This is a genomic window from Amycolatopsis eburnea (assembly GCF_003937945.1).
GTDB lineage: Bacteria > Actinomycetota > Actinomycetes > Mycobacteriales > Pseudonocardiaceae > Amycolatopsis > Amycolatopsis eburnea.
The window spans coordinates 899316-919031 of the sequence record NZ_RSEC01000036.1 but is presented as its reverse complement, the minus strand read 5'-3'; the positions used below and the strand labels follow the sequence as shown (position 1 = coordinate 919031).

The 19716-nt window shown below is 71.0% G+C and carries 20 protein-coding genes and 1 tRNA gene; 14 read left to right on the top strand and 7 right to left on the bottom strand.

The annotated features are described in order from the left end of the window. Positions 1-94: 94 nt before the first annotated feature. Together EIY87_RS17050 and EIY87_RS48050 are read left to right on the top strand one after the other, a co-directional pair. Positions 95-739 (top strand): class I SAM-dependent methyltransferase, encoded by a 645-nt coding sequence (locus EIY87_RS17050; protein ID WP_125309053.1) that lies wholly within the window; start codon positions 95-97, stop codon positions 737-739. A 66-nt stretch (positions 740-805) separates the two neighbouring features. Further along, a complete protein-coding gene (locus EIY87_RS48050; protein ID WP_166640279.1) occupies positions 806-982 on the top strand; it encodes a hypothetical protein in 177 nt (58 codons plus the stop codon). On the opposite strand, the gene EIY87_RS17045 is transcribed toward EIY87_RS48050, so the two are convergent. Beyond that, complete coding sequence (locus tag EIY87_RS17045; protein WP_125309051.1) at positions 923-1567, bottom strand: VanZ family protein; 645 nt, start codon at positions 1565-1567, stop codon at positions 923-925. The two genes, EIY87_RS48050 and EIY87_RS17045, sit on opposite strands and share 60 nt — an antisense overlap. A gap of 223 nt (positions 1568-1790) precedes the next feature. Here EIY87_RS17045 and EIY87_RS17040 point away from each other — a divergent pair, with 223 nt between their 5' ends. The 4 genes from EIY87_RS17040 to EIY87_RS17025 all read left to right on the top strand — a co-directional run bounded on the left by EIY87_RS17040 (position 1791) and on the right by EIY87_RS17025 (position 5875). Beyond that, positions 1791-2870, top strand: a complete 1080-nt coding sequence (locus tag EIY87_RS17040) for a Gfo/Idh/MocA family protein (RefSeq protein ID WP_125309049.1) — start codon at positions 1791-1793, stop codon at positions 2868-2870. A 51-nt stretch (positions 2871-2921) separates the two neighbouring features. Beyond that, the gene (locus tag EIY87_RS17035) at positions 2922-3701 is read left to right on the top strand and encodes an alpha/beta fold hydrolase (protein ID WP_125309046.1); all 780 of its coding nucleotides are present in this window, start codon (positions 2922-2924) and stop codon (positions 3699-3701) included. A gap of 117 nt (positions 3702-3818) precedes the next feature. Further along, on the top strand, positions 3819-5510 hold the full coding sequence (locus EIY87_RS17030; protein WP_125309044.1) for a bifunctional metallophosphatase/5'-nucleotidase: 1692 nt from the start codon (positions 3819-3821) through the stop codon (positions 5508-5510). A gap of 38 nt (positions 5511-5548) precedes the next feature. Further along, the gene (locus tag EIY87_RS17025; protein WP_125309042.1) at positions 5549-5875 is read left to right on the top strand and encodes an MmcQ/YjbR family DNA-binding protein; all 327 of its coding nucleotides are present in this window, start codon (positions 5549-5551) and stop codon (positions 5873-5875) included. Here EIY87_RS17025 and EIY87_RS17020 read toward each other — a convergent pair. Continuing rightward, the gene (locus EIY87_RS17020) at positions 5865-6392 is read right to left on the bottom strand and encodes a GNAT family N-acetyltransferase (protein WP_125309039.1); all 528 of its coding nucleotides are present in this window, start codon (positions 6390-6392) and stop codon (positions 5865-5867) included. The genes EIY87_RS17025 and EIY87_RS17020 overlap by 11 nt on opposite strands. An 8-nt stretch (positions 6393-6400) precedes the next feature. Continuing rightward, positions 6401-6778, bottom strand: coding sequence for a nitroreductase family deazaflavin-dependent oxidoreductase (locus EIY87_RS17015; protein ID WP_125309037.1), 378 nt, complete (start codon positions 6776-6778; stop codon positions 6401-6403). A 106-nt stretch (positions 6779-6884) separates the two neighbouring features. Between EIY87_RS17015 and EIY87_RS17010 the strand changes: the two genes are divergently transcribed. The 3 genes from EIY87_RS17010 (at position 6885) to EIY87_RS17000 (ending at position 9209) form a co-directional block, all read left to right on the top strand. Next, a complete protein-coding gene (locus EIY87_RS17010) occupies positions 6885-7535 on the top strand; it encodes a hypothetical protein (RefSeq protein WP_125309034.1) in 651 nt (216 codons plus the stop codon). A 100-nt stretch (positions 7536-7635) separates the two neighbouring features. Next, positions 7636-7986 (top strand): YciI family protein, encoded by a 351-nt coding sequence (locus EIY87_RS17005; RefSeq protein WP_125309031.1) that lies wholly within the window; start codon positions 7636-7638, stop codon positions 7984-7986. After that, positions 7983-9209 (top strand): RNA polymerase sigma factor, encoded by a 1227-nt coding sequence (locus EIY87_RS17000; protein WP_125309028.1) that lies wholly within the window; start codon positions 7983-7985, stop codon positions 9207-9209. Before EIY87_RS17005 ends, EIY87_RS17000 begins: the two co-directional genes overlap by 4 nt. Here the strand turns inward: EIY87_RS17000 and EIY87_RS16995 are convergent. Beyond that, a tRNA-Gly gene (locus EIY87_RS16995) sits at positions 9201-9271 on the bottom strand. The genes EIY87_RS17000 and EIY87_RS16995 overlap by 9 nt on opposite strands. Positions 9272-9378: 107 nt before the next feature. Here EIY87_RS16995 and EIY87_RS16990 point away from each other — a divergent pair. Then, positions 9379-10572 (top strand): oxygenase MpaB family protein, encoded by a 1194-nt coding sequence (locus EIY87_RS16990; RefSeq protein ID WP_125309026.1) that lies wholly within the window; start codon positions 9379-9381, stop codon positions 10570-10572. A gap of 23 nt (positions 10573-10595) precedes the next feature. Beyond that, a complete protein-coding gene (gene dcd, locus EIY87_RS16985; protein WP_086865668.1) occupies positions 10596-11177 on the top strand; it encodes a dCTP deaminase in 582 nt (193 codons plus the stop codon). On the opposite strand, the gene EIY87_RS16980 is transcribed toward dcd, so the two are convergent. After that, a complete protein-coding gene (locus tag EIY87_RS16980) occupies positions 11174-12367 on the bottom strand; it encodes an FAD-dependent oxidoreductase (protein ID WP_125309023.1) in 1194 nt (397 codons plus the stop codon). The two genes, dcd and EIY87_RS16980, sit on opposite strands and share 4 nt — an antisense overlap. A 73-nt stretch (positions 12368-12440) precedes the next feature. Between EIY87_RS16980 and EIY87_RS16975 the strand changes: the two genes are divergently transcribed. The 3 genes from EIY87_RS16975 to EIY87_RS16965 all read left to right on the top strand — a co-directional run bounded on the left by EIY87_RS16975 (position 12441) and on the right by EIY87_RS16965 (position 18232). After that, positions 12441-12911: a MarR family transcriptional regulator gene (locus EIY87_RS16975; RefSeq protein ID WP_125309021.1), complete on the top strand. Its 471-nt coding sequence runs from the start codon at positions 12441-12443 to the stop codon at positions 12909-12911. A gap of 75 nt (positions 12912-12986) precedes the next feature. Continuing rightward, positions 12987-17384 carry a DUF7507 domain-containing protein gene (locus EIY87_RS16970; protein ID WP_225439907.1) on the top strand — a complete coding sequence of 1466 codons (4398 nt, stop codon included), beginning with the start codon at positions 12987-12989 and terminating at the stop codon, positions 17382-17384. Positions 17385-17539: 155 nt separating this feature from the next. Next, complete coding sequence (locus EIY87_RS16965) at positions 17540-18232, top strand: CAP domain-containing protein (protein WP_125309019.1); 693 nt, start codon at positions 17540-17542, stop codon at positions 18230-18232. Between the two features lies 1 nt (position 18233). Here the strand turns inward: EIY87_RS16965 and EIY87_RS16960 are convergent, their stop codons facing one another. Both EIY87_RS16960 and EIY87_RS16955 read right to left on the bottom strand, forming a co-directional pair. Then, positions 18234-19235: a cation diffusion facilitator family transporter gene (locus EIY87_RS16960; protein ID WP_125309017.1), complete on the bottom strand. Its 1002-nt coding sequence runs from the start codon at positions 19233-19235 to the stop codon at positions 18234-18236. 16 nt (positions 19236-19251) lie between these two features. Continuing rightward, positions 19252-19698 (bottom strand): DUF742 domain-containing protein, encoded by a 447-nt coding sequence (locus tag EIY87_RS16955; RefSeq protein WP_125309015.1) that lies wholly within the window; start codon positions 19696-19698, stop codon positions 19252-19254. Between the last annotated feature and the right edge of the window lie 18 nt (positions 19699-19716).

Genomic DNA, 19716 nt, shown 5'->3' with positions numbered 1-19716 from the left:
CCAGACGCGATGAACGGGTCGTTCATGACGTCCGGACCGCCGGAGGAGGGGCTGGTCGGGTGCTCACGGGTCCAGTTTCGGGCACGCTCGGGACATGGACGTCACCGCCGACGGCTGCTCGGTCGAGGTCTACCTGCTCCTGCCGCCTGCCGGCGAGCCGGAGATCGTGCACGCGGCGATCCCGCCCGGCGCCTCGATCCTCGAGCTGGGCAGCGGCCCGGGCCGCGTCACCCACCCGCTCCTCGAGCTGGGCCACGAGGTCGTCGCAGTCGACGACTCGCCCGCGATGCTGGCCCACGTCCAAACCGAAACGGTGTGCGCGCGGATCGCCGACCTCGACCTCGGCCGGACGTTCGACGCCGTGCTGCTCGGTAGCCACCTGATCAACACCGCGCAGGACACCGACCGCGACGCGGTGCTCGCCGCGGCCAGGCGTCACCTTGCCCCGTCCGGGCGGCTGATCGTCGAGTGGCACCCGCCGGAGTGGTTCGACACCGTCGCGTCCGGCCAAGGCGGCCTGATCGGCGAAGTGGCGGTCGAGCTGGCCGACGTCGTCCGCGACGGCGACCTGCTCTCGGCTACCGCCCGGTATTCGGCGCGCGGACGACACTGGCGGCAAGAGTTCACCTGCCGCCGATTCGCCCTCGGAACGGCCCTGACCTCGGCCGACCTGAGCTTCGACGGCTGGCTGACCGACGACCGGACCTGGTTCGCCGCTCGCGCCGGTCGCCGGGGGTAGCGGAGCACGCACGGACCTGCGTACCCTGTGTGATCTCCCGCACAGCGTCGTACCGAGGAGGATTTCGTGCAGCTTCCGCTCATCCTCGGGCTCGTCGCGCTCGTGCTGGCCGTCGCCGCGCTCGTCGTGGTCCTCGAGGACAGGCGGGCCGCCAAGCGGGCCGCGCTCCAGCGGAAGGCGCGGTTAGCGCGTCTGGGCGAGGTGGATCCGCTCGCGCCGAGCCGGCTGCACGCCGACCGGTGAACGGCTGCCGCGCAGCAGCGTGAGCAGGAGGGCGCCGAAGACCCAGCCGACGCCGGCGCCGAACGCGTTGTTCATGAGGTCGTCGACGTCGAAGATCCGGTAGACGTAGGGCGCCGTGCCGAAGTTCGCCGTGACCTGCGTGATCTCGATGAGCAACGACGCCGTGAAGCCGATCAGGGTGGTGCCGATCAGGCCGCGGCGCCACAGGATCCGGGCGAACACCCCCAGCGGGACGAACAGGAGCACGTTCAGGCAGGCCTGCTGGAACGTCTGCGTCGCGAACCACTGCGTCAGCGGCTCCCCGTGCTTGAGCAGCTCGCTGTGGATGTCGGTGATCCACTGGAACGGGTGCAGCTGCACCGTCTGCGTCAGCCGGCGGGTGCCGGGCCCGGGCAGCGGGAGGAAGACGACCGCCAGCGTCATGCACGCGTAGAACAGCACCGCCGCGGTGGTGGCGATGCCGCGCGGGCGCAGGCCGCCGTACCGGGCGAGCTGGGTGAGCAGCTGCGGCACCAGGACGACGGTCCACAGCGCGAGGAAGCCGATGAACCCGTACTGCAGGGCCGTGACCTGTGCGTTCGTCATGCCACCGACGTTATGGATCTTGACCGGGGTGCCGCTTCGGTCGATGAGCCGGACGGTCCGGGCGCCCATCGGCCACTTGGCCGACCCCGCCACGGGCCGATCGGTCAGTGCCGGGGCGTGGCCGAAGTCATTCAGCGATAACCGGATGCGGCTTGCGCCGGACCGGGAATGACTACGACGCTTCGCACGTCGGAGTGTTGTGCAGGCAACGAAAGGAACGCTCATGGCACCGGTCCGGGTCGGCATCGTCGGGCTCAGCGCGAACGGCGGCTGGGCCGCGACCGCGCACGTGCCCGCGCTGGCCGCGGTGGAGGGCTACGAGCTCCGCGCGCTGAGCGGGAGCAGCGCCGAGTCGGCGCGGGTGGCCGGGGAGAAGTACGGCGTGCCGCTGACCTTCGGCGACGCCGGTGAGCTGGCCCGGCACCCGGAGGTCGACCTCGTCGTCGTCGCGGTGAAGGTGCCCGAGCACCGGGCGCTCATCGAGCCCGCGCTCGCCGCGGGCAAGCAGGTGCTGAGCGAGTGGCCGCTGGGCGTCAGCCTGGCCGAAACGCGCGCGCTCGCCGAAGCCGCGAAGACCGGGCAGACCGCGGTCGGCCTGCAAGGACGGTCCGCGCCCGCGTTGCGCTACCTGCGTGACCTCATCAAGGACGGCTACGTCGGCCGCGTGCTGTCGACGTCGCTGATCGGCTCGGGCGGCAACTGGGGTCCGAGCGTGCGCGCCGGGCGGAGCTACCAGCTGCACCCCGAGGGCGGCGCCACGATGCTGACCATCCCGTTCGCGCACACCGTCGACGCCCTCGACATGGTGCTCGGCGGGTTCACCGAGCTGTCGGCGACGATGGCGACCGTCCGGCCGCGGGTGCGCGACGAGGTCACCGGCGACTCGGTCGCGATGACCGCGCCGGACCAGATCGCCGTCACCGGGGTGCTGGCCGGTGGCGCGGTCGCGTCGGTGCACCTGCGCGGCGGGACGTCGCCCGCCACGGACTTCCACTGGGAGGTCAACGGCACCGAGGGCACGCTGGTCGTCGAGGCGGCCGACCCGCTGTTCTGGATCGCGAAGCTGACCCTGCGGGGCAGCCGGACCGGCACGCTGGAGAAGCTCACCGTGCCCGCGCGCTACGAGCTGCCGCAGCTCGCCGGGCGCAGCGCTGAGCCGTCGTACAACGTCGCGCACGCCTACGCGCGGCACCTCAAGGGCGACCTGCCGGACTTCTCGCACGCCCTGCGGGTGCACCGGGTGCTCGACGCCGTCCAGCGGTCGGCCGACACCGGGACGCGGATTCACCCGGACGCAGAGTAACTGTTACCGGCGGTTGTAGATTTTCCGCCGGGCGCAACTTACCCTCGGGTAATGGACGACGTCGTCTACGACCGCGCGGGCACCGGCGAACCGCTGGTGCTGATCCACGGCATCGGCCACCGCCGCCAGGCTTGGGCGCCGGTGGTGCCGCTGCTCACGCCGCACCGCGACGTCATCGCCGTCGACCTGCCCGGCTTCGGCGAGTCGCCCGAGCCGTCGAACGGGTACGGCATCGAGCCCGCGCTGGTGCTCTTCAAGCAGCTCTTCACCGACCTCGGGCTCGACCGGCCGCACGTCGCGGGCAACTCGCTCGGCGGGCTGCTGTCGCTGGCGCTCGGCCAGGCCGGGCTCGTCCGCAGCGTCACGGCGTTGTCGCCCGCCGGGCTGTGGAACCGGACGCAGAAGGTGTACGCGATCGCCGCGCTCAAGGCCCACCGCGCGCTCGCCCAGCGCACGCCGCCGCACGTCGTGCGCCGCATCGCCGCGACCGCGGCCGGCCGCACGGCGCTGACCGGGATGATCGTCGGGAAGCCGGCGCTGCTGACCCCGGACGCCGTCGTCGAGGACGCGCACGCGCTCGCGACCGCGCCCGGCTTCGAGCCGACCGCCGCGCAGTCGCGTGGGGACTTCCGCTTCACCGGCCCGGTCACCGGCGTCCCGGTGACCATCGCGTGGGCCGCGCACGACCGGATCCTCGCCCGCCCGCGCGTCGCCGACCTGCGGAAGGTCGCTCCCGAAGGGACGTTCAAGCTGCTGCCCGGCTGCGGCCACGTGCCGATGAACGACGACCCGGCGCTCGTCGCGCGGGTGCTGCTCGACGGAAGCCGTTAGGTGACATTCGCTTTACGTCCGTCTTTTGACCCTGGTAGCTGACTCGTCCGCGAGGCAGAATCCTCCGCCGTGCGCCCGTTCGGGGACCTTGGGCGCGAAATCGGAGGAAACACACGCATGAGGCTTTCAACCCGGCTCGCGGTCTGCGCCGCGGCCGCACTGGCGACGACGGCGGTGACCACCGCACCCGCGTTCGCCGGTCAGCGTCCGGACCCCACCACCGACGTCCGGATCATCACGTTCAACGACTTCCACGGGAACCTCGAGCCGCCGTCCGGCTCCAGCGGCCGGGTCGTGCAGTCCGACGGGACCACTGTGGACGCCGGTGGCGCCGCTTACCTGGCGACGCACGTCAAGGAACTGCGTTCGCAGGTGAAGAACTCGCTCGTGCTGTCCGCCGGTGACAACGTCGGCGCGTCGCCGGTGATCTCGGCGCTGTTCCACGACGAGCCGACCATCGACTTCCTGAACCAGCTCGGGGTGAGCGCGTCCGTCGTCGGCAACCACGAGTTCGACGAGGGGTACCAGGAACTGCAACGGATGCAGTCCGGCGGCTGCCACCCGACCGACGGGTGCCAGTTCGAAAGCACCTTCAAGGGTGCGAAGTTCCCGTTCCTCGGGTCCAATGTGTACTTCACCAACGGCCTGCCCGCGTTGTTGCCGTTCACCGTCAAGTTCGAAGGCGGCGTGCCGATCGGCGTCATCGGCGCGACGCTGAAGGACCTGCCGACCGTCGTCACGCCAGAGGCCATCAAGGGCCTCAAGTTCGGCGACGAGGTCGAGGCGATCAACCGCACCGCGAACCTGCTCGACTTCTTCGGCGTCAAGTCGCAGGTCGTGCTGCTGCACCAGGGCGACAACACCGAGGCCACCGGCCCGAACGACTGCAAGACCCTGCCGGGCCCGGCCACCGCGATCGCCAAGGCGGTGACCCCGAAGGTCGACGCGATCTTCACCGGGCACAGCCACCAGCAGTACAACTGCGTCATCAACGACCCCGCCGGCCAGCCGCGCACGGTCATCCAGGGCTCGTCCTTCGGCCGCCTGCTGTCCGTGGTGGACCTGAAGATCGACCTGAAGACGCGCGACGTCGTCCGGGCGCAGACCAAGGCGCACAACGAGATCGTGACGCGCACGGTCACGCCGGACCCGGCCGTGGCGGCGCTGGTCGCCGACGCCAAGACCAAGGCCGCGCCGATCGCGAACAAGCAGGTCGGCACCATCGCCGCGGACCTGCCGGCGGCGGGCAACGCGGCCGGTGAGTCCTCGCTCGGCGACGTCATCGCCGACGCGCAGCTCGCGGGCACGCAGTCGAACAACGCCGTCATCGCCATCACCAACCCGGGCGGCATCCGCGCCGACCTGACCTACAAGTCCTCGGCGAACAACGAGGGCGACGGCGTGGTGACCTACGGCGAGGCGTTCACCGTCCAGCCGTTCGCGAACATCATGCAGACGATCACGCTGACCGGCGCGAACCTGAAGAACGTGCTCGAGCAGCAGTGGCAGGGCACGACCACGCGCATCCTGCAGATCTCGAGCTCGCTGCACTACAGCTACTCGGCGGCCGCGCCGCAGGGCTCGCGGGTCTCGAACATCACGGTCAACGGCACGCCGGTCGACCCGGCGGCGTCGTACCGCGTTTCGGTGAACAACTTCCTCGCCGCCGGCGGGGACGGCTTCACCGAGTTCACCAAGGGCACCAACCTGGCCGGCGGACCGGTGGACCTGGACGCGTTCATCGCGTACCTCGGCGCCCACCCGAACCTGGCCCCGCCCGCGGCGGACCGGATCACCCGCCTGCCGTAGGTCCGCTTTTTCCAAGACGCCGGGTCGACAATGGACCCATGCCGACTTGGGAAGAAGTCGTCCGCCTGGCCTCGGGACTCCCCGAGGTCGAGGCGTCGACCTGGTACCGCACGCCCGCGCTGAAGGTGGCGGGCAAGGGGTTCGCGCGGCTGCGCACCGAGGCCGAGGGCGGCCTGGTCGTGCTGTGCGGGCTCGACGAGAAGGCCGCGTTGCTGGATTCCGGCGACGCGGCCTTCTTCACGACCCCGCACTACGACGGGCACGGAATGGTGATCGTCGACCTCGACAAGGTCGACGTCGATCAGCTGCGCGAGCTGCTCGAAGAGGCGTGGCGGCTGCGGGCACCCCGGCGGCTCACCACTTGAGTTCGCCCTTGAGCATGCTCATCAGGATCATGTCGTGCCGCCGGCCGTCGGCCGCGACGAACGCCTCGCGGTGGCGGCCGTCCTCGGCGAACCCGACCTTGCGGTAGACGTGCCGCGCGCGCTCGTTCTCGGCGACCACCCAGAGCGTGATCATGTGCAGCCGCATGGAGTTGAAGCCGTAGCGGCACATCAGGCGCAGGGCTTCGGTGCCGTAGCCGCCGCCGTTGCGGTAGTCGGCGTCGCCGATGTAGATGTCCAGTTCGGCGTTGCCGATCTCGGGCACGGCGTCCCGGAGGTCGACGATGCCGATGAGCTTGCCGTCGGCCTCGATGCCGAGGACGACGAGCTCGTAGCTGTTGACCGGGCGTTCTTCGGCTTTCTTGCGGAGTTGTGCGAGCGAGCGCGGGTGGTCGTTGACCATCCACCGGCCGACTTCGGGGTCGTGCACCCAGCCGTGGATCTTGTCGGCGTCCTCCGGCTCGAGCGCGCGCAGCCGGACGAGTTCGCCTTCGAGCACTTCTCCCCCTAGTCCCGCTTCAGCAGCAGGAAGTCGTGGACGTCCAGCAGGCCGAGCACCTGCCGGATCGGCACCGGCATGGCCTGCCGCGACTCATCATGCACGAGCTCGGCGCCGTGCACGCCGACATTTTTCCGCCGGAAGACGAGCGTGCAGCGGCCGGCGGCGAGCACGTTCTTCACCCAGTCGGCGGCGGGCCCGTAGGTCAGCGCGACGACGAAGCCGTCCTTCGTGCGGAAGACGTTGACCGGCGTGCGGAACTCGCGGCCGGACTTCCGTCCCTTGTGGACGACGATGGCGAAGCCGGGGGCCCAGCCGGCGACGTGCTTGAGGACCTGGTTGGTCGCGACGCGGTTGAAGCGGGCGACTCGCTTGGAGAGCACCATGGCCCCATGGTGGTCCCGCTCGGGGAAATAATCAACAACCGATGAATTAGTCGATCGGGTGACCCCGGCTCCCCGCCCGCACCGCGCCGATGGTGGGATGTTGCGCATGTCGACCGCATGGCCGCTGCGCCAGGACCCGGAAGCGCCGGTGATCATCGCACTGGCTCTGGTCAACGACCCGGACGCGCTGGGTTTCGTCGTACTGGACGACGAGGACGACTTCTTCATCAGCGACGGCACCGAGCTGTCGGACGACGTGGTGGTCAACCGCGAAAGCTTCGGGAAGATGTCGCTGCGCGAAGCCGTCGAGCTGCTGCCCCAGCTGGGCGCGCTGGCCGGCCTCCCGACGGGCATGGCCGCCGACTGGGACCCCGAGCGCCGCACCTGGCTGCTGTCGTCGGTGACCGGTTCGGACGACGAAGACGAGGACATCCGGCTGCTGGCCCAGCGGCGCGCGGCGTGGGAGTTCGAAGGCTCGCCGGACGACGAAGCCCAGATCAGCAGCGGCTTGACGGAGATCCCGACGGGTCCGCAGCAGCCGCTGCGCGCGGTCCGCCAGGTCGTCCGCGAGCCGGACGGCACGTGGCTGTTCGTCGGGTTCGAGGTCCCGGAAGCGGAGGACTTCGAGGTCGAAGGCCTGGAACTGGAGCACGTCGCGAACCTGTACCCGGACGTCCGCACGGTGCTGAAGGCCGCGCCCGGCCAGGTCTACGACCGCGCCACCCCGGACGCCGAGTGGGAGCTCGTCGAGGGCTGAGAAAAAAGTCCGGCGCGGTTGTCCCGGCGACGCCGGCGCCGTTCGTCCTTACAGTGAGAGCCGGCGATCGGCGCCGGTTGAGGACCTGTGAGGAGCAGCCATGCCCCAGTACGCCGCGTTCATCTACGCCTCCGACGTCGACCCGACCAAGCCCGAGGCCGCCCCGTTGCTGGAGGACTACAACGAGTTCGGCGCGGCCGCGCAGGCCGTCATCCGCGGCGGCGCGGCGCTGTACCCGACGGCGACCGCGACGACGGTCCGCGTCACCGGCGGCAAGGGCGGCGACATCGTCACCAGCGACGGCCCGTACGCGGAGACCAAGGAAGCCCTGACCGGCTTCTACCTGCTCGAATGCGCCGACCTCGACGAAGCCGTCAAGGTCGCGGCGCAGATCCCGGGCGCCTGGGACGGCGCGATCGAGGTCCGGCCGGTCGTCGACTTCGGCAAGTGACCGACGCCGGGGACGCGGTCGCGCGGCTGGTCCGGGACGAGGGCACCCGGGTGCTGGCCACGCTGGTCCGCGTCACCGGCAGCGTCGACCTGGCCGAGGACGCGGTCCAGGACGCCGTCGTGCGCGCGCTGGAGACGTGGCCGCGCGACGGCGTCCCCGCCAACCCCCGCGCCTGGCTCCTGGTGGCGGCCCGCCGCCGCGCGGTCGACGTCGTCCGCCGCGAAGCGAAGCGCCTCGGGAAGGAGGTGGACGCGATGCCGGCCATCGACCCGTTCCCCGACCCGGTTTCGGTCCGCGACGACCTCCTGCGGCTGGTGTTCACGTGCTGCCACCCGGCGTTGTCGCTGGACGCCCAGGTGGCTTTGGCGCTTCGGACCCTTGGCGGTTTGTCGACCGCGGAGGTGGCTCGCGGGCTCCTGGTCCCCGAAGCGACGATGGCGAAGCGCCTGACGCGCGCGAAGCAGAAGATCGCCCAGGCGCGGATCCCGTACCGGGTGCCCGCGGCTTCGGAGCTGCCCCTGCGCCTGTCCGGCGTGGCGTCGACGGTGTACTTGATCTTCAACGAGGGCTACACGGGCCGCGTTTCCCTGCTCGACGAGGCCGTCCGGCTGGCCCGGTTGCTGGCGTCGCTGATGCCGGACGAGCCGACGGCGCTGGGCTTGTTGGCCTTGGTGTTGTTGCAGGACGCCCGCCGCCCGGCCCGGTTCGCCGGGGACGTGCCGGTGCTGCTGGCCGACCAGGACCGTTCGACGTGGGACTTCGAGCTGATCAAGGAGGGCGTCGAGCTGGTCGGCGTGGGCCTGCGCCGAACCCCGGCGGTCCCCAACCCGTACGTGGTCCAGGCGGCGATCGCGGCGTGCCACGACCTGGCGCCGTCGTACGCGGAGACGAACTGGGACGCGGTGATTTCCTGGTACGACGTGCTGTTGTCGATCCAGGACACCCCGGTGGTCCGCTTGAACCGCGCGGCCGCGGTCGCGGAACGCGATGGACCGTCGGCGGTCCTGGCATTGGTGGACGCGTTGCCGGATTTGGCGGATTACCCGTGGTGGCACGCTTCGCGCGCGGAGTTGTTGCACCGCTTGGGTTCGCCGTCGGCTTTCGCGGCGTTGGAACGGGCGGTGGAAACGGGATTGCCGGAGGCGCACGCGGCGGAATTGCGGGCTCGGCTGGAAAGCGAAAACCCCGGGCGGAATGCCCGGGGTTCCGGTGAGAGCGGATGACGGGAATCGAACCCGCGTATTCAGCTTGGGAAGCTGATGTTCTACCATTGAACTACATCCGCAGTGCGTCGCCAGCATACACGGCGGCGTGATCCCCTTGTCCAGACCCCTCCCTCCTTGACGTCGGCGCGTCAAGTGACAACACTTGTTGTCGACCTCGGAGGTGAGCATGGAGGAGCCCGAGCTGTTCCGCCAGGGTGGGTTCCGGCTCGCGGCGCGGCTGTTCATCGACGGGGACATCCGGGGGGACGAGCGGCAGGTGGCGCGGCTGCGGGAGTTCGCGCAGGTGCAGGACCGGCTCGCCGACGACGTCGTCGCGTGGATGGCGCGGCAGCCGAAGGGGCAGGGGCGGCGGCTCTTCGAGGACGCGCTGCGCGGTGGTCCGGTCGCGGCCGGGCCGCTCAAGGAGTTCTTCGAGCAGGTCGACGCCAAGCCGTACTGGGTCGACGACGAGCGGCTCGAGCGCGGGGCGCGGGCCATCACGCGGGCCGGGTTGCTGGGGCTCTTCCCGCTCGGGGACATGTCGCTGATGGGCGGCTACCTCGCGTCCCGGGCGACGAAAGCGCTGGTCGGGACCGGGGAGATCGAGTACAAGGCCACGCGGCGGCTCGTCGAGACCGCCACCTGGTGGATCGACGTCACCACGCCCGGGTCGCTCAAGCACGGGGAGAAGGGGTACGCCTCCGCGCTGCGGATCCGGCTCGTGCACGCCCACGTGCGCGCCGCCATGAACGGGCGGGACGACTGGGACTACGAGGCGTGGGACCGGCCCGTCAACCAGGTGCAGACCGCCGGGACGCTGCTGCTCTTCTCGCTCGTCTACGTCTTCGGCACGCAGCTGCTCGGCCTCCGGTACTCCGCCCGCGAGCGCGGCGACATTCTGCACCTCTGGCGGTACATCGGCTGGCTCATGGGCGTCGACGACGAGCTGCTGCCCACGTCCGAAGAAGACGCCTGGCGCCTGCTGTGGCTGCTCGCCGCCACCGAGTTCATCCCGGACGACGACTCCAAGCGGCTCGCCAAGGCGCTCGTCGAGGCCAACGCCGCCGTCGGAGAGGGGCGCGGGGCGGTCGGGAAGGTCCTGTCGCACGTTTCCGTCGCCGTGCACTCGTCGATCAGCAGGCTCGTGCTCGGGAAGACCAACGCCGACTTCCTCGAGCTGCCGAACGATCCCGTGGCGCAGGCCGCGATCGTCGCGGTGGCCGGGGTCAACTTCGCCGCCGAGACCGTGCGGCGGTTCATCCCCGGGGCCACCGCGCTGCAGGAACGGATCGGGCGCGCGGGACGCCGTGGGTACGTGAAGCGGCTCGAGAAGATCTTCGCGCCCGATACCTCCTACGCGCAGCACATGCGGGTGGCCTGAGTCCACCGGATAGGCTGCCGGGCGTGCTGCTCAGTGACCGTGACCTCCGCAAAGAGCTCGACGCCGGCCGGCTCGGCATCGACCCCTTCGATGCCGGCATGGTCCAGCCGTCCAGCATCGACGTCCGGCTCGACCGGTTCTTCCGCGTCTTCGACAACAGCAAGTACACGCACATCGACCCGCAGCTGCAGCAAGACGAGCTGACGTCGCTGGTCGAGAAGGAGGGCGATGAACCCTTCGTGCTGCACCCGGGCGAGTTCGTCCTCGGGTCGACCTACGAGCTCGTCACCCTCGCCGACGACCTGGCCGGCCGCCTCGAGGGCAAGTCCTCGCTCGGGCGCCTCGGGCTGCTCACGCACTCGACCGCCGGGTTCATCGACCCCGGCTTCTCCGGGCACATCACGCTCGAGCTGTCGAACGTCGCCAACCTGCCGATCACGCTCTGGCCGGGCATGAAGATCGGCCAGCTCTGCATCTTCCGCCTGTCGAGCGCGGCCGAGCACCCGTACGGCTCCACCGAAGCCGGGTCCCGCTACCAGGGGCAGCGCGGCCCGACCCCGAGCCGGGCGTACAAGAACTTCCACCGCGTCGACACCTGGCGCTAGGCCGCGACCTTCGCGTTCCAGTCGATGCGGTGGTCCCACATGAAGGCGTTCGGGTCCTCGTCGAACGGCTTCGAGAACGCCCGCTTGATGAAGAAGTCGCGCACCACGCGGCCGACCGGGCCGATCACCTTCTGCTCGCCGTTGCGCTTGCCGGCCGCGACGACCGCTTCGACGCGCTCGCGCCGCAGGCCCTCGTAGGTGGCGAGGGCGTGCGGGACCTCCGGCACGTCGCGGAGGCACTTGGCCAGCGTGACGGCGTCTTCGATGGCCATCGACGCGCCCTGGCCGGCCGCCGGTGACGTCGCGTGCGCCGCGTCGCCGATGATCACCATGCGGCCGCGGTGCCAGACCGGGACCGACGGGAAGTCGTACGTCGGCCACGCCGGGTAGAGCTCCCGCGTGGCGCGGATGATCTCGGTGGCCGGCGTCCGGTCGCGGGACACCAGGTCCAGGAGTTCGGCGCGCAGCTTCTCCCCGGCGAGCCCGGCCAGTTCGGACGCGGTCGGCTCGGTCTTGCGGGCCGGGTTCGCGAACCACCAGACGCGGCCGTCCGGGCTCACGACGTGGCAGAAGAAGACTCGCTTGCCGAACACCATGTTCAGCACCCCGGGCTCGTCCGGCAGCGCCAGTCCTTCGGCGAACCCGCCGGTGTTCAGCAAGGGGACGTACCGTGGCGACGGCGCGTCCGGGTCGATGACCGTGCGGACCCGCGAGCGGAGGCCGTCGGCGCCGATCAGGAGGTCGCCCTCGGCGTGCGAGCCGTCGGAGAAGTCGGCTCTGACGTGCGTGTCCGTCTGGCTCGCGCCGATCAGGCGCTTGCCGTACCCGGCGTGGATGCCGCGCCGCGCGGCCTCGTCGCGCAGGGCGACGTAGAGCTCGGAGCGCAGCACGGTCTGGCTCACGGTGCCGTCCGGCAGCGCGCCGCCCAAGGAGAATTCGGCGAGCCGGGTGCCGTCGCCGAGCCCGATCGACATCCGCGGCGAGTCGAAGCCCGTGCGCCGGACGACGTCCTTCAGGCCCAGCGGGAGCAGGGCGTCCAGGCCGTTCACCGCCAGGGTCAGGAACGCGCCGACGCCTTCCGCGCCGCGGTCGTACGCCTCGAACAGCACCGGCTCGTGCCCGGCCTCGTGCAGGGCGATGGCCGTGATCGTGCCCGCGATGCCGCCCCCGATGATCAGTGCCCGTGTCATCTCGTTCGTCCCCTCGAATCTCTTAGAAACTAATTCGTTCTGTCGAACTAAAGAGTGCGCTAGGCTGAGGCCCGTGTCAAGCGAGCGTGCGCAGCTGGTCGAGAAAGTCCTGCTCAGGTCGCGGGAGCTGTCGACCGAGACGGTCATGTTCCACACGGCGATCTCCGAGACCCGCGGGCTGTCGGCGGTGGAGAGCAAGGTCCTCGACTACCTCGCGCGCTTCGGCCCGCAGACGCCGAAGGAGCTCGCGCGCCTGTCCGGGCTCGCGCCCGCCTCCGTGACGGCGATGATCGACCGGCTGGAGCGCAAGGGCATCGTCGACCGCCGCCCGCACCCCGACGACCGCCGCCGGGTGCTGATCGCGCTGGACGAGCAGGCCATCGCGAGCGGCGTGCACCTGTGGGACCACCTGGTCAAGGGCATGTACGAGCTTTGCGACCGCTACACCGACGACGAACTCCGGACGATCATCGGTTTCGTCGAGGCGGCGACGACCCTCACCCACGAGTCGACGGCGAACCTCACCGGATCCACGAACGAGTGAGTTCGAAGGCGTAAACCCGGCGCTCGTGCCAGGCTCCCAAGGTCGTCTCGGCCCCGGAGGTGGCGAGGAGTGCCGTTGCCCGAAAGACCGCTTCGCCTGGTTGTGGTGCTGGCACTGGTCTTCCTGGCTTCGGCCGTGGTGCCGTCGGCGAGCGCGACCGCGGCCCCGCCGTTCGCGGTGGGCTACGACGCCGTCGTCTACGGCGACTTCCTGTACGCGGGCAACGGCGTTCTCCGCTGTCCGGTCGCCGCCGACCACGCGCCGACGTCGGGCCCGGCCGCCACGCCCGCGGCCTGCGCGAACGCCGCGGACCGCAAGGACACCCTGACCAACGACGACTTCTTCCTGCAGTGGGCCGACATCGACGCCGATCCGGGCACCTTCGACTCGGCCGGCGCGTCGGTGAGCATCCCGCCGGGCGCGAAGATCGCGTTCGCCCGGCTGAACTGGGCGGGCAGCACGACGTGCAAGAGCGCCGTGTCGCCGCCCGGTACGCCCGCGAAGCAGAACGTCCGGCTTTCCGTCGGCAGCGCGAAGCCCGTCGACCTCGCGCCTTCGGGGTACGCCGAAGACGCGGGCTACTACTCGGCGCACGCCGACGTGACCGACCGGTTCGCGGGCGCCCCGACCGGAGCACCGCTGGACCTGACGGTCGGGAACGTCTGGGCCGCCAAGGGTTTCGACTGCGTCGGCGGGTGGTCGATCGCCCTCGTCTACGCCTACCCCGAGCGCAACGTGGACTTCGCGCCGAACAAGCGCAAGGTCGTCGTCTACGACGGGCACGTCCACCAGACCGCCGGCGCCCCGGCCGCGGAGACGGCGATCACCGGCTTCCGCGCCGCGGCCGCCGACGCGCACCTCGGCGTCACCGCCTACGACGGCGACTGGGGTGCCTCCGGCGACCAGTTCCTCGTCGACGGCGCGCCGGCCGCCGAACCCGCGACCGGCGGCACGTCCGACTTCTTCGTCTCGAACGCCGACAACGCGGCCGCCCCGGCCGCGAAGAACAACTTCAGCGTCGACGCGAAGGCGTTCAACGTCGACCGCGTCGCCGCCGGCGCGACCAGCGCGAAGCTCGGCTTCGTCACCAGCGGCGACGCCTACCTCGCGCAGAACCTCGCGTTCTCGGTGCCGGTGCCCGAACTCCAGGTCGCCCTGCGCGCGACCCAGCCCAAGGCGCACGCCGGCGACCCGGTGACGTTCGCCGTCGCGGTCACCAACCCGGGCGGGGTCCCGGCGACCGGCGTGCAGGTGTCGGCCGACGCCGTCCCGGCGTGTGCGAAGCCACTCGGCACGCTCGCCCCGGGGCAGACGGTCAACTACACCTGCACCGGACCCGCCCCGGCCGACGACTTCACGAACGAAGCCAAGGCGACCGGCACGAGCGCGCTCGGCGACCCCCTCGACGGCGTCGCCGCCGCCCACGTCGACGTCCTGCACCCGGCGCTCGGCCTCACGACGACTGCCGACCGGCCCGCCTACCGCGCCGGCGACACCGCGACGTTCACGGTCAAAGCCGTGAACACCGGCGACACCACGCTCAGCGGCCTCCGGGTCACCGACCCGAAGATGCCTTCGTGCGCGCAGTCGCCGCCCGGCGCGCTCGCTCCCGGCGCGAGCCGGACGTGGGAGTGCACGGCGCAGGCCCCGATCGCCGACGGCGTCACCACCGCGACCGCCACGGCCACCGACGAGCTCGGCAAGCAGGTCACGGCCACCGCGGACACACCCGCGCCCACGATCGCGCCCGCCGTCGAGCTCACCAAGACCGCGAACCCGCCGGTGATCCACGCCGGCGACCCCGTCACCTGGACCGTCACCGTGCACAACACCGGCGACAGCCCGCTGGCGCCGGTCACCGTCACCGACGACACGACGACGTCGTGCTCGCGCGCGTTTCCCGGCGGCCTGGCCGCGGGTGCGACGCAGACGTACACGTGCACGGCGAACCCGTCCCGCACGACGACGTCCCACGCGACCGCCACCGGCACCGACCTCAGCGGCCGGCCGGTGATCGCCACCGCGCCGGCCACCGTCACGGTGATCACCCCGGCGCTGACGCTCGCGAAGGACGCCGCCCCGGCCGTCGCCCGCCCCGGCGACCCGGTGACCTTCACGATCACCGTGGCCAACGCGGGCGACGGGCCGCTGACCGACGTCGCCGTCGCCGACGACCGGACCCCGGCCTGCGCCAAGGCGATCGGCGCGCTGCCACCGCAGGGCAAGCAGACGTACACCTGCACCGCGCCCGCCCCGGCCGACGACTTCGCCAACACGGCCACCGCGACCGCCAAGGACCAGCTCGGCGGCACGGTGAAGGTCACCGACGACGCCGTCGTCGACGTCATCCACCCCGCCGTCGCGCTCGCCGCGAAGGCCGCGCCCGCGCAGGTCCGCGAAGGCGACACGGTGACCTGGACGATCACCGCCACCAACACCGGCGACGTGCCGCTCACCGGCGTCGCGGTCGCGGACGACCAGGTCGCCGCCTGCGCGAAGTCCCTCGGGACGCTCCAGCCGCAGGCCACGCAGACCTCCACGTGCACCACCGTCGCGGCCGCCGCCGGCTTCACGAACAAGCCGGTGGTGACCGGCACCGATCCGACCGCCCGGCCGGTCACGGCGAGCGCCGAAGCCGCGTTCGCCGTGCAGCACCCCGCCGTCACGCTCACCGCGGACGTCACCGGCGGCCCGTTCCGCGAGGGCGACACCGTGCCGTTCCGGATCACCGTGCGCAACACCGGCGACGTGCCGCTCACCGGCCTCCACGTCACGGACGCACAAACCGCGCGAGCCACCGGCTGCACCCAGGTGATCGACGGGGCCCTCGAGCCCGGCGGCACCCGCGAGTTCGGCTGCACCGCCACCGCCCCGGCCGACGACGTCACCCGCACCGTGCGGGTGAGCGCCACCCCACCGACCGGCCCGGACGTCACCGCCTCCGCCGTCGCCGCCGTGGACGTCGTCCACCCGGCCATCGCGATCACGAGGACCGCCGACCCGAAGGTGGTCCGCCGAGGCGACACCGTGACCTCGACGATCACCGTCACGAACACCGGCGACAGCTCGCTGCGGGAAGTTTCGGTGGCCGACCAGCTCGCCCCGGACTGCACCAAGTCACTGGGAACGCTGGAACCACAGGCGAAGCAGACTTACAGCTGCACCGAGATCGCCGGCGACGCCGACTTCACGGCCACCGCGAAGGCGACCGGTACCGACGCCACGAACCGTCCGGTGACCGCCACCGCCGAGGTCTCGGTCAAGGTCATCCACCCCGCGGTCACGATCACGAACGACGCGGCGCCCGCGCAGGTCAGGCAAGGCGACACCGTGACGTTCACCCTCGTCGTCGCGAACACCGGTGACGTGCCACTGGCCGACGTGTCCATTGTGGACAGCCGCACGCCGGAGTGCGCTCAGTCCATCGGCACCCTCCTCCCCGGCGCCTCCCAGCGCCACTCCTGCAAGGTAACCGCCGGCACCGACAATTTCGCGAGCTCGGCCACCGCGACGGGAACCGATCCGACGAACCGCCAGGTCAGCGCCACCGACGACGCGGCGTACACCGTGCTGCACCCCGGACTCGCGATCGCGCAGGACGTCCACGGCGGCCCCTTCCACCCGGGCGACACGGTGACCTCGACGATCACCGTCACCAACACCGGCGACGGCCCGCTGACCGCGGTGCGGGTCGAAGGGCCGTGCGCGAAGGCGTTCGACAAGCTGGAAGCGGGCGCCGCGCAGAAGTTCGACTGCACCACGACCGCCCCGGCCGACGACGTCGTCAGCACCGCGAAAGCCACGGCGGACGCCCCCGTCGGCCCGCCGGTCACCGCGGCGGACAGCGACGAGGTCGACGTCATCCACCCGGCGCTGAAGCTGACGAAGGACGCGAAGCCCGCGACGGTGCGCGCGGGCGACGACGTCACGTTCACCATCGTCGTGCACAACACCGGCGACGTCGCGCTGACCGGGGTGTCCGTTGTGGACGATCAGCCGTGCGCGAAGGCGTTCGACCGCCTGTCCGCCGGTGCGACCCAGACGTACACCTGCACCAGGAAAGCGCCCGACGACGATTTCACCGGCTCCGCGGAAGTGACCGGAACGGATCCGACCGGTCGCTCCGTGCAATCGTCGGCGGAAGCGAAAGTCGACGTCGTCCACCCCGAAATCGCGGTGATGAAGGACGCGACGCCGTACGAAGTCCGGGAAGGCGACATCGTCACCTTTTCCGTGTTGGTCAAGAACACCGGTGACGTGCCGCTGACCGCCGTGTCCGTCGCCGACGACCACACGCCGTCGTGCGGGCACACCTCGCCGGACCTGGCCGTGGATGCGGAAATCACCTACACCTGCACGGTTGTCGCCGGAAAACAGGGCTTCACGAGCAGGGCGACCGCGACCGGGCTGGACTCGACCGGCCGCCCGGTGTCGGCGTCCGGCGACGCGACGTTCGTCGTGCGAGGCGGCTGAACGGAGTAACGCGGGAGCGTCCGATTGCCGCGGAATTCCTGCCCGTCGCCGACGAGCGCGGCCGAAGAAATGTGATCAGTGCGTTAGCAGGTTCTCGCCGTAATCGTCCCGTGATACGTTCCTGCGCCGTGTCCCCCCTTGGTGAACGTGCTCGCGTGGTGATGGTGTCACTCAGTGTGCTGCTCGGCGTTTTTTCCGCCGCGACCGGCACTTGGCTGGCCACCGCGGAAGGAAACACCGCCGAGCTCGGCGCCGCGGCGCTCGTGCTCCCCAACGCGCCCGCCGGATCCGGTGGCGGCAGCGGCACCGACCTCGCCGGCGGCCGGACCCAGCCCGCGAAGCCGGCCGAGCCCGCCCCCGCCGACCCGGCTCCGACGACGTCCAGCGCCGCGCCTGCCCCGACCGAGACCTCCGCGCCCCCGCAGCCGACGACGTCGGAGGCGCCGCCGCCGACCACCAAGTCCGCGGCCAAGGTCGCGTCGACCGTCGCCGGCCAGGTCCTCGACCTGGTCAACGACGAGCGCGCGAAGGCGGGCTGCGACCCGCTGACCGAGGAATCGCACCTGACCAAGGCCGCGCAGGACTACAGCGACCAGATGTCGGCCGGCGACTTCTTCTCGCACACCAGCCCGGACGGCACCACGTTCGACCAGCGCATCAAGATCGCCGGCTACTCGAAGCCGGGCGCGGAGAACATCGCGAAGGGCCAGACGTCCGCGGCGCAGGTCATGGACGCCTGGATGAACTCCGAGGGCCACCGCGCGAACATCCTGAACTGCACCCTCAAGAAGCTCGGCGTCGGCTTCACCAAGGCGGGCAACTACTGGGTCCAGGACTTCGGGTACTGAGCTACGGGGTGTTCCACCGCTCCGCGATGTCGCCGTAGCGCGCCAGCACCGTCGCGCGCAGGTCGGGATCCGTCCGCGGCACCGGCTCGATGAACACCTCGGTGACGTCGTTGAACGACTCGGTCAGCTCGCCCGCCAGCCGGACGCACGCGCGTTCGACGTCGCCGGCGCCCAGTGCGTCGTCGAAGTCGACGCGGGTGCAGACGAGGACCTGGTCGGTGCCCATCAGCATGGTCTGCAGGTCCACGACGGCTTCGATCTCCGGCGCGGCCGAGAGGTGGTCGCGGACGCCGCGGACGATTTCCGGGCTGGCCTGGCGGCCGATGAGCAGGCCGCGGTTCGTCCGCCCGAGCAGGTAGGCGACGAACGCGAGCAGCACGCCGATGACGATCGACGCGACGCCGTCCCAGACCTCCGAGCCGGTGAGCTGGTGCAGCCCGATGCCGGCGAACGCGACCAGCAGGCCGATCAGCGCCGCGGAGTCCTCGAACAGCACGGTCTTCGGCGTCGGGTCGTCGATCAGGCGGAGGTAGGTCCAGAACGACCGGCTCTCGGCCTTGGACTCCCGCACGGTCTGGCGCACCGCCTGCACCCACGACGTGCCCTCGAGCAGGAACGCCACCGCGAGCACGATGTAGCTGAGGATCGACGTGCTCTGCGCTTCGCCGTGGCCGAGCAGCGTCGACACGCCCTCGTAGAGCGCGAACATCGAGCCGGACGCGAAGATCGACACCGCCGCGAGCAGCGACCAGAAGTAGCGCTCCTTGCCGTAGCCGAAGGGGTGCACGCGGTCGGCCGGGCGGTCGGAACGTTTCAACGCGGTCAGCAGCAGGACTTCGGTGAACGTGTCGGCCACCGAGTGGGCCGCTTCGGAGAGCATCGCGCCCGAGCCGGTGATGATGCCCGCGATCAGCTTCATGACGGCGATCGCCAGGTTCACCCCGCCGGCGAGCAGGACGGTCAGAGTGCTTTCGCCACCGGAGTTCTCGGTTTCCTCGGTCACTCGGTGAGCGTAATGCTCAGAGGCTGCGCAAGCCGTGCAGAACGCGCTCCATCAGCGCCACCGCCGGGCGGCCCTCGGCGTTGACCCGGTTGTCGTGGATGGTGACCAGGCCCTGCTCGGCCATGTCGTCCAGCAGCACGCGGACGACGCCGAGCGGCACGCTCAGCGTGGCCGCGACCTCGGCGACCGAGCGCGGGCGGGAGCAGAGCGTGCGGACCGAGCGGAACTCGCCGCTCAGCCGGGCGCCGTTCCAGTGGGCGCCGGCGCGCGTCGAGACGAGCGCTTCGATCGCCAGGTGCCGGCGCGACTGCGTGCGGCCGCGGGTCAGGACGTACGGGCGCACGAGCGTCCGCTGGGCGGGCACGGGGTCCTGGGCACCGGCGCCGGGGAACCGGACGTCCATGTCGTCGATGTAGGTGCGGAGAGCGTGTCGCCCGGTCGTGGTGCTCCGGTCCTCGCTCATACGTGGCCGCCCCCTGTT

Coding starts and splice junctions, on each gene's coding strand:
- EIY87_RS17040 (WP_125309049.1), top strand. CDS start 1,791: ATGGCACCGGTCCGGGTCGGCATCGTCGGGCTCAGCGCGAACGGCGGC.
- EIY87_RS16980 (WP_125309023.1), bottom strand. CDS start 12,367: ATGACACGGGCACTGATCATCGGGGGCGGCATCGCGGGCACGATCACG.
- EIY87_RS17005 (WP_125309031.1), top strand. CDS start 7,636: ATGCCCCAGTACGCCGCGTTCATCTACGCCTCCGACGTCGACCCGACC.
- EIY87_RS17045 (WP_125309051.1), bottom strand. CDS start 1,567: ATGACGAACGCACAGGTCACGGCCCTGCAGTACGGGTTCATCGGCTTC.
- EIY87_RS17035 (WP_125309046.1), top strand. CDS start 2,922: ATGGACGACGTCGTCTACGACCGCGCGGGCACCGGCGAACCGCTGGTG.
- EIY87_RS17050 (WP_125309053.1), top strand. CDS start 95: ATGGACGTCACCGCCGACGGCTGCTCGGTCGAGGTCTACCTGCTCCTG.
- EIY87_RS17010 (WP_125309034.1), top strand. CDS start 6,885: ATGTCGACCGCATGGCCGCTGCGCCAGGACCCGGAAGCGCCGGTGATC.
- EIY87_RS17030 (WP_125309044.1), top strand. CDS start 3,819: ATGAGGCTTTCAACCCGGCTCGCGGTCTGCGCCGCGGCCGCACTGGCG.
- EIY87_RS17015 (WP_125309037.1), bottom strand. CDS start 6,778: ATGGTGCTCTCCAAGCGAGTCGCCCGCTTCAACCGCGTCGCGACCAAC.
- EIY87_RS17025 (WP_125309042.1), top strand. CDS start 5,549: ATGCCGACTTGGGAAGAAGTCGTCCGCCTGGCCTCGGGACTCCCCGAG.
- EIY87_RS16990 (WP_125309026.1), top strand. CDS start 9,379: ATGGAGGAGCCCGAGCTGTTCCGCCAGGGTGGGTTCCGGCTCGCGGCG.
- EIY87_RS16955 (WP_125309015.1), bottom strand. CDS start 19,698: ATGAGCGAGGACCGGAGCACCACGACCGGGCGACACGCTCTCCGCACC.